The following is a 16,558-nucleotide window of genomic DNA, read 5'->3' as shown; positions in this document are numbered from 1 at the left end:
AAATTAAATGAAGATTAATGTTTATGTATGTTAATTTAATTCATGTGTAACAGTAATATCTTGTATTAATATTGTAAATTCAATTATAAAGCCTGCCTAAAATGAGAAATTTACTAATCCAAACAACTGCGGTGATAGTAGTATTGTTTGCTATTATCAGTCCGTCTTTTTCGCAAAACGGGGTTGTTGTGTCGGGAGTGATCAACAACAGCAATACTGGCGAAAAAGTGTCTGCCGTATCGGTTACCATTAAAGGAACCAAAACCGGCACTTACACAAATGATAGAGGATTCTTTCATTAACTGTTTTCAAACTACCCGTAACACTGGTTATCAGCTCCATCGGCTTTGCCAGCCAGGAACTGGTGGTAACAGATGCTACACCTGTTACTATTGCTTTGGCTCCCGGCTATGTGCTGGGTGAAGAAGTGGTAGTGGCTGCTTCCCGCGTACAGGAGCGTTTGCTGGAAAGCCCGGTTTCTATTGAGCGGGTAGGAAGTTCTACCATCCGCAATGCGCCTGCTGCCAACTATTACGATATCATTGGCAACCTGAAAGGGGTGGATATGACCACTTCCAGTATTACCTTCAAAACCATCAGCACAAGAGGTTTTAATGGCAGTGGTAACCTGCGGTTTAATCAGCTGGTAGATGGTATGGATAACCAGGCACCCGGCCTTAACTTCTCCGTGGGTAATATTATTGGTTTAACCGAGCTGGATGTAGATAACATGGAGCTGCTGCCCGGCGCTTCTTCTGCCTTATATGGTTCAGGAGGCATGAATGGTACGCTGTTGATCAATAGCAAAAATCCTTTTAAATATCAAGGTTTTAGCGCACAGGTAAAACAGGGTGTTATGCACCTGGGCGATCCTGCACAAAAGGCAACACCTTACCACGATATCAGCATACGCTGGGCGCATAAGTTCAGCGATAAATGGGCGTTTAAAATAGGGGCACAATATATTAAGGCAGATGACTGGCGCGCCAGCGATACCCGCAACCTGCAACGTAACAACGTGTTAAGCCAGTTAAAAGGCGGCGATCGCAGCAGTGATCCTAACTACGATGGTGTAAACGTGTTTGGTGATGAAGCCAGCGCGGGTATGCAGGCATTTGCGCAGGCGGTAAAAGCTCAATTTGTAGCGGCTGGTGGTACCCCGGTTGTTACAGGTGTAAATACCCAGGTAAATGCAGGTTTAAGTCCTACAGCTATTTATGGAAGTTATCCGGCTGCTTATCAGCCATATGTTCCTTTTTTAATACCACTGGCTCCTAATAGCCCTAATAATCCATATGCCGGTACGTTTGGAGCACAACTGGTAAGCCGTGATGGATATAATGAAAGCGACCTGGTTGATTATAACTCTTACAACGTAAAATTATCTGGTGCATTACACTATAAAATAACGCCGAAAGTAGAAGCTTCTTTAGCGGCTAACTGGGGCACAGGTACTACGGTATATACCGGGGCCGACAGGTATTCTCTTAAAAACCTGCAAATGGGCCAGTATAAACTGGAAGTGAAAGGGCAAAACTGGTTTGGCCGTGTATACACTATACAGGAAAATTCAGGAGATTCTTATACTGCCAACACGGCTGCTATAGCCATTAACCGCAGCTGGAAAAGTGATGCTACCTGGTTTCAAACCTATACTGCCGCTTATGCAGCCAATGCTTTAGGTATTACCACGGGCGGAACGCCTACCTCCAGCGCAGTGGCACATCAAAATGCCAGGTTAGCGGCTAACGTGGGGAGAATTTTACCGGGAACAGCTGCTTTTCAGCATGTACTGGACAGCGTAACCAGCATTTCCATTAAAAACGGCGGAGCCAAATTCGCTGACAAATCTGCTTTATACCATGCAGAAGGCCAGTACAACTTAACCGATGCGGTAAAAGTGGTAGAAGTATTGGTAGGTGCCAGCTTCCGCAGGTACTCCCTCAACTCTAACGGAACCATTTTTGCCGACACCACCGGTGCCATTGGTATTAATGAATATGGCGGGTACCTGCAACTGCAAAAACAGCTGTTAAGAAATGTATTGAAAGTAACCGGTTCACTGCGTTACGATAAAAATGAAAATTTCCAGGGCAGGTTTACGCCACGCTTTACCGCATTGGTAAAAGTGGCAGAAGATAATAACCTGCGTTTTTCTTATCAAACAGCTTATCGTTTCCCTTCTACGCAAGATCAGTGGATTAACCTCAAAACTCCTGCGGCTACATTAATAGGCGGCTTGCCTTCTTTTAATAAATTTTACGGGTTTGATAACAGCCCTGCTTATACTGCTACCAGCATTGTAGACTACCGCAATTCTATTGCAGCCGGTGCGCCCGATCCTACTAAATTAAAAGTGGGCACTTTTGCCCCGGTGAAGCCAGAGAGCGTGCAATCGTTCGAAGCTGGTTACCGTGGTGTGATTGCTAAAAAACTGTTGATTGATGTGTATGGCTACTACAGCCGCTATAAAAACTTTATAGCCCGTGTAGCGGTTGGTCGCGGCCAAAGCGCCATTCCTGCCAATGCTTATACCGAGCTGGCCAGTCCGTTCACTACCACCAACTACTCTTTTGTATATAATGTAAACGAGCCGGTAAATGCGTATGGCTGGGGCGCAGGCCTGGTGTATCAGCTGTATAAAGGCTATAATGTCAGCGCTAACGTGTACAGCGATGATTTAACCAAAGTACCTGAAGGAGTGGTTACTTTCTTCAATACCCCTAAAATAAGGTATAACCTGGGCTTTGGTAACGATAACGTGTACAAAAACATCGGTTTTAATGCTATCTACCGTTGGCAGCAAAAGGTAAATTGGGAGGGTACTTTTGGTACCGGCGAGGTGCCAGCCTACGGTGTGCTTGACGCACAAGTGAGCTACCGCCTTACTTCCATTAAATCACTCATTAAATTAGGGGCCACCAATATCACGAACAAGTATTATACGAGCGCTTTCGGAAATCCGCAGGTAGGAGGTTTATATTACATCAGTTTTGGATATAATGTGTTTTAATTTCGGGTTTACTTTTCTTTTATATGGCATAAACCTATATTTTTGCCGTGCTTTTTTGAAGCGCTTAAAACAACAATCGATCAATTATTATGCGACAAATTGCTTTTCGTGAGGCTTTACGTGAAGCCCTGAGTGAAGAGATGAGAAGGGATGAACGTGTGTTCCTTATGGGTGAAGAAGTGGCTGAATATAATGGTGCCTATAAAGTAAGTCAGGGTATGCTGGCTGAGTTTGGTCCTAAACGTGTGATTGATACTCCTATTGCCGAGTTAGGTTTTGCTGCTGTTGGCGTTGGTGCCGCGCAAAACGGCCTGCGTCCGGTAGTAGAGTTCATGACCTGGAACTTCGCAGTTCTGGCCCTGGATCAGATTTTGAATACCGCTTCAAAAATGCTGGCGATGAGTGGTGGTCAGTTAAGCTGTCCTATCGTTTTCCGCGGACCTAACGGTAGCGCTGGTCAGCTGGGTGCACAGCACTCTACAGCTTTCGAAAGCTACTACGCTAATATCCCCGGTTTAAAGGTAGTTTCTCCATCTAATGGTTACGATGCCAAAGGTTTGTTGAAACAAGCTATCCGTTACGAAGAAGATCCCGTGATGTTCATGGAGAGTGAAGTAATGTATGGCGATAAAATGGAAGTTCCGGAAGAAGAATATTACATCCCATTAGGTAAAGCTGACGTAAAAAGAGCTGGTACCGACGTAACTATCGTTTCTTTCAACAAAATGATGAAAGTTGCTTTAGGTGCTGCGGATGAATTACAGAAAGAAGGCATTAGCGCTGAAGTGATCGACTTACGCACTATCCGCCCTCTGGACTGGATGACTATCCTGGAAAGCGTTAAGAAAACCAACCGCCTGGTAATTGTAGAAGAGCAGTGGCCTTTTGCATCTATCAGCTCTGAAATTTCTTACCGTATTCAAAAAGAAGGTTTCGATTATCTGGATGCGCCTATTCGTCGTATTACCTGCGCCGATGCTCCTATGCACTACGCGCCAAACCTGGTAAACGCTTACCTGCCAGATGTGCCACGCACTGTTAAACTGGTGAAAGAAGTAATGTACATGAAGAAGTAATTCTTCTGACAATAAATTCGATAAAAGGGTTGACAATTATAAAAGTTGTCAACCCTTTTTATTTTGCATGCGATTTGATGTAAACTGCAACTTATGATACTGCGCATTTCTGCTACTGCCATTTTACCACTTATTGTGCTGCCAGCCTTTGCCCAATCGTTAGGTAATAGTCGCACCGGCGATACTTTAACCCGCATTACACAGCCCGATACCGTAATCGTTACTGCTTTTAACAGCGCCAGCCGCTGGAAAGAAGCGCCTGCAGCTGTGTTTGTAGCTGATCAGCAGGCATTGGCGCGCACCGGACAGCCATCACTGGTTCCGGCCTTGAATGCTGTAGCAGGAGTGAGGATGGAAGAGCGGTCACCGGGAAGTTACCGGCTATCTCTCCGGGGCAGCTTGCTGCGTTCTCCTTTTGGTGTGCGTAATTTGAAAGTATACTGGAACGATATTCCTTTAACCGACGCCGGGGGCAATACTTATTTCAATCTGGTAGATATCAGTCAGTTGCAATCGCTGGAAATTATCAAGGGGCCTGCTGCCAGCATGTATGGGGCTAACACAGGCGGGGTAGTGCTGCTACACAGCGATGACAACAGCGTTTTGCCAGCTAAGCACAGCTGGCAGGCGGGTGTTACAGGTGGGGCCTATGGTTTGTTCCATGAAAATGCAGGTTATCGTTATGCAGATACGGGAGTGAATATACAGGTGAGCCAGGTGCATTACCAGCGGGATGGGTATCGCGAGCAATCGCGTTTTCGCAAAGATGGGGTACAGGCTACCGGCACTATTCGCCTTAACCGCGCGCAACAGCTATCAGTAATGGGGTTATACACTAACCTGATGTACCAGACGCCGGGTGGTATTACCCTGCAGCAGATGCAAACCAACCCGCGTTTAGCCCGTCAGAAAACGGCTACGCTGCCATCTGCAGCAGATCAGCAGGCGGCTATTTATAATAGCACTGTGTTAGGAGGTATTTCCTTACAAAGCGCTATTAGCAGGCATGTTTCCAATACTACCGTAATCACGCTCAATCATACCAACTTTAGAAACCCGTTCATCACCAACTACGAAAAACGGAACGAATGGAATTATGGCGGGCGAACAGCCTTTCATTACTTTGTCCAACAGGGTATTGCCCAGTGGCATGTTACAGCCGGGGCAGAATGGATGCATAACACTACGGGGGACGATAATTATGATAATAACGCCGGGACTACCGGTAATGTGCAATATAAAGACAAGCTAAAAGCCACACAATCTTTTGCCTTTGTACAGGGCGAAGCCCGGTTGGCTAATGCCTGGGTACTACAGGCGGGTATAAGCCGCAACCTGCTTACTTATCACTATCAGCGTGTAACGGATAATACGCCTGAGCAACAGCGGGAAATGGGTAGTTTATGGGCGCCGCGTATTAGCCTGCTCTATAAAATTTTAGCATCTGTATCGGTATACGGCATTGCCAGCCGCGGATTTTCACCGCCATCCCTGGCGGAGGTAAGGCCCTCAGATGGTAATTATTATGGCGATTTGCAGCCTGAGCATGGCTGGAATTACGAGTTAGGGGTTAAAGGCTTTTTGTGGGATAACCGTATTCAGTTTGATGTAAATGGCTATTATTTCCGTTTGCAGGATGCTATTGTGCGCCGCACTAACGAAACCGGTGCTGAGTATTTTGTAAATGCAGGCGGCACTTCTCAAAAAGGGGTGGAAGTTTTTGTGCGTGCCCGGCTGGCTTCGTGGATATCGGTATTCAACAGCTTTAGCTATCAGCCTTATACATTTACCAACTATAGCGTAGATAATAAAAATTACTCCGACAATCATCTTACCGGCGTGCCACGTACCGTAAATGTTTCGGGGCTGGATATTAGTATACCACATGGCTGGTATGCAACGGTACAGTTGAATCAAACCTCCTCCATTCCGCTGGCCGATGATAACAGCGTTTTTGCTGCCCGTTACCAGCTTTTACAGGCTAAAGCAGGCTACACGCATTATTGTAAAAACTTTAACTGGAACGTATTTTTAGCGGGAGATAACCTGCTAAACCAGGTGTATAGCCTGGGTAACGACATAAATGCACTGGGAGGGCGCTATTACAACCCTGCTCCTGGCCGTAATTTATCAGTAGGTATGGCAGTTCGTTGGCGCTAAACGGCTATTTTCTTCTAAATTAGCAACTTAAACTACGGTGAAATATATGTCCACGATTCTGATTATAGATGATGAAAAGGCGATCAGGAAAACCCTGAACGAGATATTGACCTTTGAGGGATATAAGGTAACAGAAGCTTCTGATGGGGAAGAAGGACTGAAAGTATTTGGCTCCACAGTATTTGATGTGGTGTTGTGCGATATAAAGATGCCTAAGGTAGATGGCATAGAGTTTCTGGTAAAAGCTACCGAGCTGAACCCGGATGTGCCTATTATTATGATAAGTGGCCACGGTACTATTGAAACAGCGGTAGATGCTGTGAAGAAGGGCGCTTTTGATTATATCTCCAAGCCACCCGATTTAAACCGGATGCTTATTACCATTCGCAATGCGATGGATAGAAACCAGCTGAGTAAAGAAACCCGCACGTTAAAACGTAAGGTGGGCCGTATTCAGGAAATGATTGGTGAAAGTGAAGGCATTGCCCGCATTAAAGATACCATTGAAAAAGTAGCGCCAACCGATGCCCGTGTACTGGTTACCGGCGAAAATGGGGTAGGTAAGGAAATGGTAGCCCGTTGGATACACGAAAAAAGCAACCGCAATGGTGGCCCGATAGTAGAAGTGAACTGCGCGGCTATTCCTGGTGAACTGATTGAAAGTGAACTATTTGGTCACGAAAAAGGTTCTTTTACCTCTGCCATCAAACAGCGTATTGGTAAGTTTGAGCAGGCCAGTGGCGGTACTTTATTTCTGGATGAGGTGGGCGATATGAGTTTAAGCGCCCAGGCTAAAGTGTTGCGTGCTTTGCAGGAAGGTAAAATTACCCGTGTAGGTGGCGATAAAGAGATTTCGGTAGATGTGCGTGTGGTAGCTGCTACCAACAAAGACCTGCTGAAAGAAGTAGAAGAGAAGAATTTCCGTCTTGACTTATACCACCGGTTAGGTGTGATTTTAATACACGTTCCTTCTTTGAACGAACGTCGTGATGATATTCCGTTGCTGGTAGATAAATTCCTGGGTGATATTGCCAGCGAATACGGACAAGCGAAAAAAGGTATTGATAAAAAGGCCATGGATGCGCTGCAAAGACATAACTGGTCGGGCAACATTCGCGAATTGCGCAATGTGGTAGAAAGGCTGGTTATTTTATCCGGCAAAAGCATTATGCTGGAAGATGTAAATAATTACGTGTTGCCCAGGTAAGCGTTTCATGGAAATTTTAATGTAGAAGGTTTTGAATTGTGTAATTATTATAGCCGGCCCTACAGCAGTAGGTAAAACAGCTTTATCACTGCAACTGGCGCAGCATTTTAATACGGCTATTATTTCGGCAGACAGCCGTCAGTGTTTTCGTGAGCTGAATATTGGCGTAGCCAAGCCTGAGCCGCAGGAGCTGGCGCTGGCCCCACATTACTTTATCAATTCTCATTCTATACAGGAAGAAGTGAATGCTGCGGTTTTTGAGCAATATGCGCTCGATGCCGCAGCATCTGTTTTTACACATAATCCCGTGGCTGTAATGGTAGGAGGCACCGGCCTGTATATCAAAGCTTTTTGTGAAGGGTTGGACAACATTCCTCCTGTTCCTGACGAAATACATGAACAGGTAGTAGCGCAATATCAGCAACATGGGTTGGAATGGCTGCAACAACAATTACAGGAAAAAGACCCGGAATTTTGGGCTGTGGCCGAACAGCAAAATCCTCAGCGCCTGATGCGTGCGCTGGAAGTATGGAATGCTACGGGTGCTTCCATTCATTCTTTCCGGGTAGGCAAAAAGGAGCAGCGTTCCTTTGCGGTAATTAAGATAGGGCTTGAATTAGATCGCCCTGTATTGTACCAGCGTATTAATGCCCGGGTAGATATTATGATGCAACAAGGTTTGCTGGCAGAAGCCACCGAATTATATCCTCAAAAACACCTCAATGCCCTGCAAACGGTAGGCTATCGCGAGTTTTTCGATTATCTCGATGGCAAAACCACACTTCCACAGGCAGTAGAACTGCTCAAGCAAAATACACGGCATTACGCCAAAAGACAAATGACCTGGTTTAAAAAAGATGCAGCCGTGCAATGGTTTCATCCGGCTGATAGTGAAGCTGTTATAGCATATGTTACCACTATGTTAGCACAGTTATAAACAAAAAACGCCCGTATTGCTACGGGCGTCAAGCAGGTATGTTTGGATTGTCATCCCAAATTTAAGGGAAATAATTTTCATTTCCTACTATCTTCCTATACTTTTAAAAGTATAGTTGGGCATTATTTTCTTCATTATTCAAGGCAAAACCTGAAATAATCTCCGGAAATGCCTGGTTGTATATTCTCCTAAATCTTAAACCCAATTGTCATAATCAGGTTGCCCCTGTTATTATTTAAAGAGGAAAATGTATTAGCTGCATCATTTAACCGGTAGGGAAAGTCAACATCTTTGTTGAACATATAGGCATAAGTAACATCTATAAAAATGCCCCTGTTACGGTAGCCAATACCACCGCTGGTCATCATTCTGTTTGCTTTTAGCTTTTTATCCTGGTAAGGGCTGCCATAATAGGCTGCACCCAGGCGTATCATCCAGGGGGCAAACTTAATTTCTCCGCCTACTCTAAAGTTGAAAGCATTTTTTAAATAGCCTTTGGTAGCTTCATTTACAGCTTTGTAATAAGCTTTCAAACCTGGATTATCATCTTCCGAAGTAGAGTAACGGGATCCTCTATGGTTAATATATTCAATATCGGCGGTAATAAAAGCACGCTGGCGTCTGGTGTTGGCCGCTTCTCTGAATACATAGCTACCACTTACAATGAAGCGATAGGGAGTAAGCTGGTTATAATTACGTTCTACTGCCTTGCCGCTGTTCAGGTTGTCTGAGGTTTCGGTGAATACCCGGTAGCCGGTATAATTTTCCAGATCGGTAGTAATGGATGCTCTTAGTTGATCTTTAAAGGAAATGAGGGAGGGGGTGTGGAAAGCAAAACCAAGACGGAAATAGTCGGTTGGCTTATAAATAACACCCAGTTTGGCATTTAAGCCAATGCCGGAGGAAGTGAATTTTTCGCGATATTGAAAAGAGTTGAAGTCATTATTCGTGTTGCCGGTTGCATCTGTTTCCTGATAAAACAGTTCCCGGTGATAAGATACAATGGGGATGCCCAGGCTACCGCCAATATAAAACCGGTCGGATTTATTACCGGCAAAGGCCAGATTTATTTCATGAAAACCACCACGGGTTACTGCATTGTATTGCTGGTAAATACCGCTTGCAAAAGGAACCAGGGTTTTATAACCTATCTGAGCGCCGCTGCTGTTGTTTAACGTATCTACCAGGTAAGTGCGAAAGGCCAGGGAGCTACCGTTGATATAGTTGTTTTCAGCGGCATAGCTATCTGCGTTATCACCTGCCAGTTCTTCTACATACTGTTCAGAAAAAGAGCTGTAGTTATTATAACCTGCATAAGAAACCTGGTTGTTGTAGCTGGCTAATTGTGTTACAGTTAAGGCAAAAGCCGAGCTGGTCCATCCATTTCTTCTGCCTTCCGGGTTGCCCAGTACAAAGCCGATGGGGCCATAGGCAAAACCGGTTTTAGATGATTTGGTAGTGCTATCTCTGAAATTGCTTTTTACGCTATTGAACACAAAGCCGGGTGTAAACACAATCTCTTTGGTTTTGTACAAACCTATGCCGGCAGGGTTTACACTGGCGGCACTAATGTCGCCACCTAACGATCCCATCGCACCGCCAATGGCCATGCTTCTGGCGCTTCCTCTGGGTATAAACCAGCTGCTGCGTAAGGCGTCGTCCGGAGTTTGTGCCTGACCTGAAACGCAGGTCAATAGCAATAGAGTAGTAGCTGCAATGCTGCAGCAGGTAAATTTTGTCATAATTCTATTCATGGGTTAGTGACCTCTTGATGGACGGCTGCCTGCGCTGCCTGAACCGCTAGAGTTATAACCGCCGCTGCTGCCACCAGCGCTGCCTGATGGGGCCGAACCACTGCTAAATGTTCTGGTTTGGCTGCTGGTACCATAGCCATTGTTGTTATAGCTGTTGTTGCTGGTATTGTTGGTAGAACGGCTGGGAGTGTAGTATCTGTCGCCGTTGCTGTTACTATTGGATGTGCTGTAACGGCCACCATTGCGTCCACCGTTGTTGCTGTTGTTGTAGTTACTGTTGTTATAGCTACGGTTGCCAAAGGCGGTTAAGTTTTTATTGCTGCTGTAAGTGCGGTAAGTGTTCGGGTTTTTATACCAGATTACCGTTGAATACGGGTTATAATAGCTGTTACAGTAGTTACCATAATAGCCATACCAACCCAGTCCCATGCCCATGTAGTTGAAATAATAGCTGTCATTCCACATCCACGGGTTATAATAGGCGTAGTTATTTGTGTAGTAATAATTATTATAGAAATTAAAGTCTGAATAATAATAACGGCTATCGTTCCAGTAGGAATAGTCGTCAATATCCGACCAGCGATAGTGATCACGTACCTTCATTCTCAGGTAGTTGTCATCACTGGATGTGGTATAGTCTTCATAGTAGCCCATGCCATCGTCATCTACGCTTTCGCTTTTGGCAGGGGAATAATACACATCATCCGGTGTCTGGCTTGATTTATATACGCCGGAACAGCTGCCCAGCAGGGCTATAGCTGCAAACAGTATGGGTAATATTTTCATTTTCATGGCGTCCTCCTTTTAAAAGGTTTATTAGGTCTAAGTTCCTACATTTGCGGTCGGTCTTTGTAAGCTACAAAAACGCCCTTAAAACTAATGCTAACGAATGTTAAAGGTAGTTTAAATGGTGCTAATAGCAGATAAAACCGGGTAATTAGTCGGTAAAAAGAAAAAGCGTTGACTTTAATTATATGAGTAAAGAAATTACTTCAAGAGCGGAAGATTATTCCAAATGGTATAACGACCTGGTAGTGAAAAGCGACCTGGCCGATCATAGTGCAGTACGTGGTTGTATGGTTATTAAACCCTACGGCTATGCATTATGGGAGAATATGCGTGATGTGCTGGATAAAATGTTCAAAGAAACCGGCCACGTAAATGCCTACTTCCCTCTTTTTGTGCCCAAAAGCCTGTTTGAAGCAGAAGAAACCAACGCAGAAGGCTTTGCCAAAGAATGCGCAGTGGTAACCCACTACCGTTTAAAAGGCGACCCCAACAATAAAGGAAAACTGATTGTAGATCCGGAAGCTAAACTGGAAGAAGAACTGGTGGTTCGTCCTACCAGCGAAGCTATTATCTGGAACACTTATAAAGGCTGGATTCAAAGCTATCGTGATTTGCCTATTCTCATTAACCAGTGGGCCAACGTGGTGCGCTGGGAAATGCGTACGCGCCTGTTTTTACGTACGGCTGAATTTTTATGGCAGGAAGGCCATACTGCACATGCTACCCGTCAGGAAGCAGTAGCAGAAACTACTAAAATGCTGGATGTGTATGCCGATTTTGTAGAAAACTGGATGGCAGTGCCGGTGATTAAAGGGGTGAAAACACCTAACGAGCGTTTTGCCGGTGCAGAAGATACCTATTGTATCGAAGCTTTAATGCAGGACGGTAAGGCGTTACAGGCAGGTACTTCCCACTTCCTGGGGCAGAATTTTGCCAAAGCGTTTGATGTGAAGTTCAGCGATAAAGAAAACAAACTGGATTACGTTTGGGCTACCAGCTGGGGCGTTAGCACCCGCTTAATTGGTGCCTTGATTATGGCGCATAGTGATGATGAAGGTTTGATCCTTCCTCCTAAAATTGCTCCTTTACAGGTGGTAATTGTACCTATTTATAAAGGCGACGAACAAAAAGCGCAGATAGATGCTAAAGTAAAAGGTGAAATTGTCCCTGCTTTAAAAGCAGCGGGTGTTTCTGTTAAATACGACGATAACGATAATGCCCGTCCAGGATGGAAATTTGCCGAGTATGAGAAAAAAGGCGTTCCTGTACGTATTGCCATTGGTGCACGTGATCTGGAAAACAATGTGGCAGAAGTGGCCCGTCGTGATACCAAAGAAAAAAATAGCTACAGCCTGGATGGTTTACCAGCTAAAATAGTGGCGCTGCTGGATGAAATTCAGCAGAACATTTACAACAAAGCCCTGAATTTCCGTAATGAGCATATTACAGAAGTGAATAACTGGGACGAGTTTGTAAAAACACTGGACGAAAAAACGGGCTTCGTGGCAGCACATTGGGATGGCACCGGCGAAACAGAAGAGAAGATTAAAGAGCTTACCAAAGCAACTATCCGTTGCATTCCGTTGAATAACAAACAGGAAGAAGGTGCGTGTGTGTTAACCGGAAAACCTTCTACGCAGAGGGTGTTATTTGCGAGGGCCTATTAATATGAAGCAGAAGCCGGTTCACGAGGCTATGAAACCATACCTGGAAGGTCAGGTAATGCTGGTGGATAAGCCACTGAGATGGACATCTTTCGATGCAGTTAAAAAGATACGTAACCTTACGGGAGTGATGAAAGTGGGGCATGCGGGTACATTAGACCCGCTTGCTTCCGGCATGCTTATTATTTGCACGGGCAAATTCACTAAGAAGATCAATGAATACATGGGCATGGAAAAGGAGTACACAGGAACTTTTACCCTGGGTGCTACCACGCCTACTTATGACCTGGAAAGTGAGCCGGAAAATTTTAAAGATATATCCCAGCTTACAACAGAGCAGTTGCATAAAGCTACCCAGCCTTTTACGGGACCTATTATGCAAATGCCACCCATTCACTCTGCTATTAAAAAAGATGGCAAGCCGGTTTACCTGGCTGCCCGCAAAGGAGTGGAAGTGCAGTTGGATCCCAGGCCCATTACTATTTATAGTTTTGAAATTACTAAAATAGAGCTGCCTGTAGTGCATTTTAAAATAGTATGTTCTACTGGAACCTACATTCGTAGCATGGCCAACGACTATGGCAAAGAGTTGGGGGTAGGCGCTTATTTAAGCAGTTTGTGCCGCTCCCGGATAGGCGAATTTTCGCTGGATCAGGCGCAGTCGCTGGAACAGGTGATGGAACACTTAAAACAACTAAAAACAGATAAGGAAGCCGGCAGTTAATGCTGGCTTTTTTTATGTTATCCGGTAATGATGTTGCTAGAAGGGTAAACCAATGCCCAGCTGTATAGCGTAGTTGTTGCGGTTGATTAAACGTTGGCCAGAAGCATCTGTGGCATCCTTAATGGGCTGAAACTCATCGTTACGCCAGGTAAAACGGGAGATATCAAGCCAGCCATTGTTGGCCTGGCGGGCGGGGTCTTTTAGTTTAATGCCAAAATCAACACGTATCAGGAAATAACTAAAATCCATCCGTATACCAGTGCCTATGCCTATGGCAACATCTTTGCCCAGGCGTCTTAAATTAAACTCGCTGTTGGGGTTGCTTTCCGTTCTTTTAATATTCCAGATATTGCCAATGTCGGTAAACAAAGCGCCACCAATACGCACGCTGCCCATAGTAGCCAGCGGATAACGGTATTCTGCGTTTACTTCCAGCTGCATATCGCCATAACGGTCACGGAACGATCCGGATGTGTCGCTGAGAAGAGAAGAGCCTAAACCCAGCTGGCGCAAGCCCCAGGCGCGCATACTGTTGGGGCCGCCAGCAATAAATTGTTTAAAGAAGGGGAGTGTAGAGCCAAACTTTGCCTTGTCGCTGTAGCTAAGGCCTATGCCGCCATAGGCACGAAGCGCCACAGTGGTTTTACGGAAAGGAATGGTGCGTTTATACTCGCCTTCAAACTTGATGTATTGGTAAATGCGATCCTGCATTTCCTTAAATCTGCCCAGTAAAAAACCGGCTTCTTCCATGCTGAACCTTACATAGTTGTTGATGCCGGGATTCTTTTTATCGGGGTAGCTTACAATATAACTTAACTGCTGGCTCACTACCGATCCGGTGTTAAACGCAGTACGTAATAAAGGATTGGTTTGGAAGGCTTCACGCAAGCCTTGTAAGGTATCCAGTGCGTATAGCTCAATGTTCAATGGCTTGTAGGTCCAGATCCTGTTCTTGATTTTCCATTCATATCCCCAACCGGTTACCAGCGAACGCAGTTCGTAATAGTCGCGCCTGTTGATGTAAGAAGCGTTTACGCTAAAGGCGGTTTGCATGGCGTCCAGCTTATTGCTTCCTTTAATGCGGAAAGGCGTAATAAAGCGGGGGAAGGTAAAGCGTTGACTGGCTGATGCCTGGGTTGTTTGAATAAGGTTGCCGTTATTGCTGTTGTTCAGGTTCAGCTCCACGCCACCACGCAGGCTGGTGGCCGACTGTATGGCGCGCTTTGCCACATTTCTATGGCGATAGGTAACGCTGGAGGCAATACCGAAAAGACTGTTGGCGGCACCAATTACATCTCCGGTGTTGTAGCTGGCTTCCAGATCGTAGGTAATGTTCTGCCTTACAGCTGGTACCAGGAACATGTAAAAATCTACAGAGTCGCCACGTATTACACTACGGGTATCTACCCGGGCCCACGCCCCTATATTAGAAAGGTTGTTTACCGTTTTATAATAGAGGTCTTCGTTATACAATGTGCCACGACGCATATAATTATGATCACGAATAGGCCTGTCTATAAAAGTGCCTTCTTTGTAAAACATGGTAAACGACTTATGTTCTTCGGCTTTAAAGCCGTTCGCATTCATGAGCGTGTCGGGTATTTCGGTGGCTTTGGTTTCGGGGAAATAGTACAGATTGCCAATATAATAAGGTTTTAAATTAGCGGAGTCCTGGATAGAGCTGTCTGAATAATGCTTCCGGTAATAATCGCCCCGCTGAAAAACGGCTACGTCAACAGTAGGGTTCTTTTTACGGCGGTCTGCTGCCGAAGCCAGGCGGCTGGCCAGTTCAAAGGGGTCAATGGTTAATTGTAATAATGCTTTATCTGTAGTGTCTCCTTCTGCGATCAGGTAGTCACGGGTGAGCAGATAGTAACCATTCTGACGATACTGGTTCACCAGCCGGTCCAGTTCGCTGGCTACTGCTTCTTTTGAATAAGGCCCCCCGGGTTTTAACTTGCTATCCTGTCGTTTGGCAAGGGCCAGTTGTTGCAGGTTACTATCCAGCAGGCTGTAATATACCGAGTCTATTTCCATGTTCTTGCCAGGCTCTATCGTAAGCTCAACGGTTGTTTGCAGTTGTAAATCCCGTTTTTTGTGCCACCTGCGGTATCTGCGGTACTTCCTGATATAAAAGGTGTCCTGGTATTTGGGGTAGTAATATCCCTGTGAGTTTAAATAGCCGTTCATAAACGTGGTGGTACGGCTAATGTTTACGCTGTCGAACAACGGTGGATTTTTCAGGGTGTAAAAAAACAGGAATATTTGTTCTCTTCGCGCCAGTAAACTGTCATCCCAGTAATTCTCCAGTGCGGTTAATAGTCTCTTTTTCTCATCTTTGGGCAAATTTCCTTTCAGAATAATTTTGTTGTTGTACACGAAAGGCGTGTCTATAGGAAAGTTTTTCACTACTGTGCGCCTTTGTTCCGAACAGGATATTGTAAACGTGCAAACCGTTGTCAGCAAAAACAAAACAATAAAAATGGGTTTGCAGTTAAACATCATATGATATGGTTAGTAAAAACGAGGTCAAATATATCCAAAGTTTATACCAGAAAAAAAACAGGATGGAAGCGGGGCTTTTTGTGGTAGAAGGCCCCAAATTGGTAGAAGAACTGCTGCAATCCGGTTTTGAGGTAAAAACGGTGTACGCTACTGCTGATTGGTGCAAAGCGCACCCTAAGGTAGTAACTATTGAAGTAACTGCCGACGATCTGGCAAAATTAAGCCATCACCAAACGCCTAACCAGGTGCTGGCCGTGGCTGTGCAGCAGGTGCAAAACGGTTTGCCCACCCTGAAAGATAACGTAACCCTGGTACTGGATGGTATTCAGGACCCCGGTAACCTGGGCACTATTATACGTATTGCCGATTGGTTTGGCATCCGCCAGATTGTGGCTACGGACGATACTGTTGAGTTATACAATCCCAAAGTAATACAAAGCACTATGGGCAGCTTTCTAAGGGTGAAGGTTTGGTATAGCGATGTGGCAAAGCTGCTGTCAGAAAGTACAGTGCCTGTATATGGCGCTCTTTTAAACGGAACCAATGTGTTTCAGCATCCGGCTGTAAAAGAAGGCCTGCTGGTAATAGGGAATGAATCAAAAGGGATACGGGAAAACATTATGCCGCGTATTACGCATGCTATTACCATACCCAGGATAGGGGAGGCCGAATCGCTCAACGCAGCAGTAGCCACCGGCATTCTGTTATCACATATGATTCCGCAATAGC

General features: G+C 45.2%; 12 protein-coding genes. 9 read left to right on the top strand and 3 right to left on the bottom strand.

Going from position 1 to position 16,558, the window contains the following annotated elements; all coding sequences use genetic code 11:
* The first annotated feature begins 101 nt into the window (after window positions 1–101).
* The 6 genes from FLA_RS31875 to miaA all read left to right on the top strand — a co-directional run bounded on the left by FLA_RS31875 (window position 102) and on the right by miaA (window position 8,393).
* Window positions 102–302: a carboxypeptidase-like regulatory domain-containing protein gene (locus FLA_RS31875; protein WP_231940297.1), complete on the top strand. Its 201-nt coding sequence runs from the start codon at window positions 102–104 to the stop codon at window positions 300–302.
* A 62-nt stretch (window positions 303–364) separates the two neighbouring features.
* Entirely contained in the window at window positions 365–3,013 is a 2,649-nt protein-coding gene (locus FLA_RS20400) for a TonB-dependent receptor plug domain-containing protein (protein WP_231940296.1), read from the top strand.
* An 89-nt stretch (window positions 3,014–3,102) separates the two neighbouring features.
* Window positions 3,103–4,089, top strand: coding sequence for a pyruvate dehydrogenase complex E1 component subunit beta (locus FLA_RS20395; protein ID WP_076379328.1), 987 nt, complete (start codon window positions 3,103–3,105; stop codon window positions 4,087–4,089).
* 93 nt (window positions 4,090–4,182) lie between these two features.
* On the top strand, window positions 4,183–6,249 hold the full coding sequence (locus tag FLA_RS20390; RefSeq protein ID WP_076379327.1) for a TonB-dependent receptor: 2,067 nt from the start codon (window positions 4,183–4,185) through the stop codon (window positions 6,247–6,249).
* A 46-nt stretch (window positions 6,250–6,295) separates the two neighbouring features.
* Window positions 6,296–7,456 (top strand): sigma-54-dependent transcriptional regulator, encoded by a 1,161-nt coding sequence (locus FLA_RS20385; protein WP_076379326.1) that lies wholly within the window; start codon window positions 6,296–6,298, stop codon window positions 7,454–7,456.
* A gap of 31 nt (window positions 7,457–7,487) precedes the next feature.
* Window positions 7,488–8,393: a tRNA (adenosine(37)-N6)-dimethylallyltransferase MiaA gene (gene miaA, locus FLA_RS20380; RefSeq protein ID WP_076379325.1), complete on the top strand. Its 906-nt coding sequence runs from the start codon at window positions 7,488–7,490 to the stop codon at window positions 8,391–8,393.
* Between the two features lie 188 nt (window positions 8,394–8,581).
* Here the strand turns inward: miaA and FLA_RS20375 are convergent, their stop codons facing one another.
* Window positions 8,582–10,135 carry an OmpP1/FadL family transporter gene (locus FLA_RS20375; protein ID WP_076379324.1) on the bottom strand — a complete coding sequence of 518 codons (1,554 nt, stop codon included), beginning with the start codon at window positions 10,133–10,135 and terminating at the stop codon, window positions 8,582–8,584.
* Between the two features lie 15 nt (window positions 10,136–10,150).
* Entirely contained in the window at window positions 10,151–10,939 is a 789-nt protein-coding gene (locus FLA_RS20370; protein ID WP_076379323.1) for a hypothetical protein, read from the bottom strand.
* 182 nt (window positions 10,940–11,121) lie between these two features.
* On the opposite strand from FLA_RS20370, the gene proS reads away from it, so the two are divergent.
* Both proS and truB read left to right on the top strand, forming a co-directional pair.
* On the top strand, window positions 11,122–12,603 hold the full coding sequence (gene proS / locus FLA_RS20365) for a proline--tRNA ligase (RefSeq protein WP_076379322.1): 1,482 nt from the start codon (window positions 11,122–11,124) through the stop codon (window positions 12,601–12,603).
* Between the two features lies 1 nt (window position 12,604).
* Window positions 12,605–13,324, top strand: coding sequence for a tRNA pseudouridine(55) synthase TruB (gene truB, locus FLA_RS20360; protein ID WP_076379321.1), 720 nt, complete (start codon window positions 12,605–12,607; stop codon window positions 13,322–13,324).
* Between the two features lie 36 nt (window positions 13,325–13,360).
* On the opposite strand, the gene FLA_RS20355 is transcribed toward truB, so the two are convergent.
* The gene (locus FLA_RS20355; protein WP_159445108.1) at window positions 13,361–15,733 is read right to left on the bottom strand and encodes a BamA/TamA family outer membrane protein; all 2,373 of its coding nucleotides are present in this window, start codon (window positions 15,731–15,733) and stop codon (window positions 13,361–13,363) included.
* 101 nt (window positions 15,734–15,834) lie between these two features.
* Between FLA_RS20355 and FLA_RS20350 the strand changes: the two genes are divergently transcribed.
* The gene (locus tag FLA_RS20350; protein ID WP_076379319.1) at window positions 15,835–16,557 is read left to right on the top strand and encodes a TrmH family RNA methyltransferase; all 723 of its coding nucleotides are present in this window, start codon (window positions 15,835–15,837) and stop codon (window positions 16,555–16,557) included.
* The last annotated feature ends 1 nt before the right edge of the window (window position 16,558 follow it).

The sequence above is a fragment of the Filimonas lacunae genome (assembly GCF_002355595.1).
Taxonomy (GTDB): Bacteria; Bacteroidota; Bacteroidia; order Chitinophagales; family Chitinophagaceae; genus Filimonas; species Filimonas lacunae.
Note: the sequence above shows the minus strand (reverse complement) of the source record. Positions and strands in the feature narration are given on the sequence as shown.

What these genes read in the sequence shown, in the direction of transcription:
- FLA_RS31875 (WP_231940297.1), top strand. Translation starts at nt 102, where the DNA reads ATGAGAAATTTACTAATCCAAACAACTGCGGTGATAGTAGTATTGTTT.
- FLA_RS20395 (WP_076379328.1), top strand. Translation starts at nt 3,103, where the DNA reads ATGCGACAAATTGCTTTTCGTGAGGCTTTACGTGAAGCCCTGAGTGAA.
- FLA_RS20390 (WP_076379327.1), top strand. Translation starts at nt 4,183, where the DNA reads ATGATACTGCGCATTTCTGCTACTGCCATTTTACCACTTATTGTGCTG.
- FLA_RS20385 (WP_076379326.1), top strand. Translation starts at nt 6,296, where the DNA reads ATGTCCACGATTCTGATTATAGATGATGAAAAGGCGATCAGGAAAACC.
- FLA_RS20375 (WP_076379324.1), bottom strand. Translation starts at nt 10,135, where the DNA reads ATGACAAAATTTACCTGCTGCAGCATTGCAGCTACTACTCTATTGCTA.
- FLA_RS20370 (WP_076379323.1), bottom strand. Translation starts at nt 10,939, where the DNA reads ATGAAAATGAAAATATTACCCATACTGTTTGCAGCTATAGCCCTGCTG.
- proS (WP_076379322.1), top strand. Translation starts at nt 11,122, where the DNA reads ATGAGTAAAGAAATTACTTCAAGAGCGGAAGATTATTCCAAATGGTAT.
- truB (WP_076379321.1), top strand. Translation starts at nt 12,605, where the DNA reads ATGAAGCAGAAGCCGGTTCACGAGGCTATGAAACCATACCTGGAAGGT.
- FLA_RS20350 (WP_076379319.1), top strand. Translation starts at nt 15,835, where the DNA reads ATGGTTAGTAAAAACGAGGTCAAATATATCCAAAGTTTATACCAGAAA.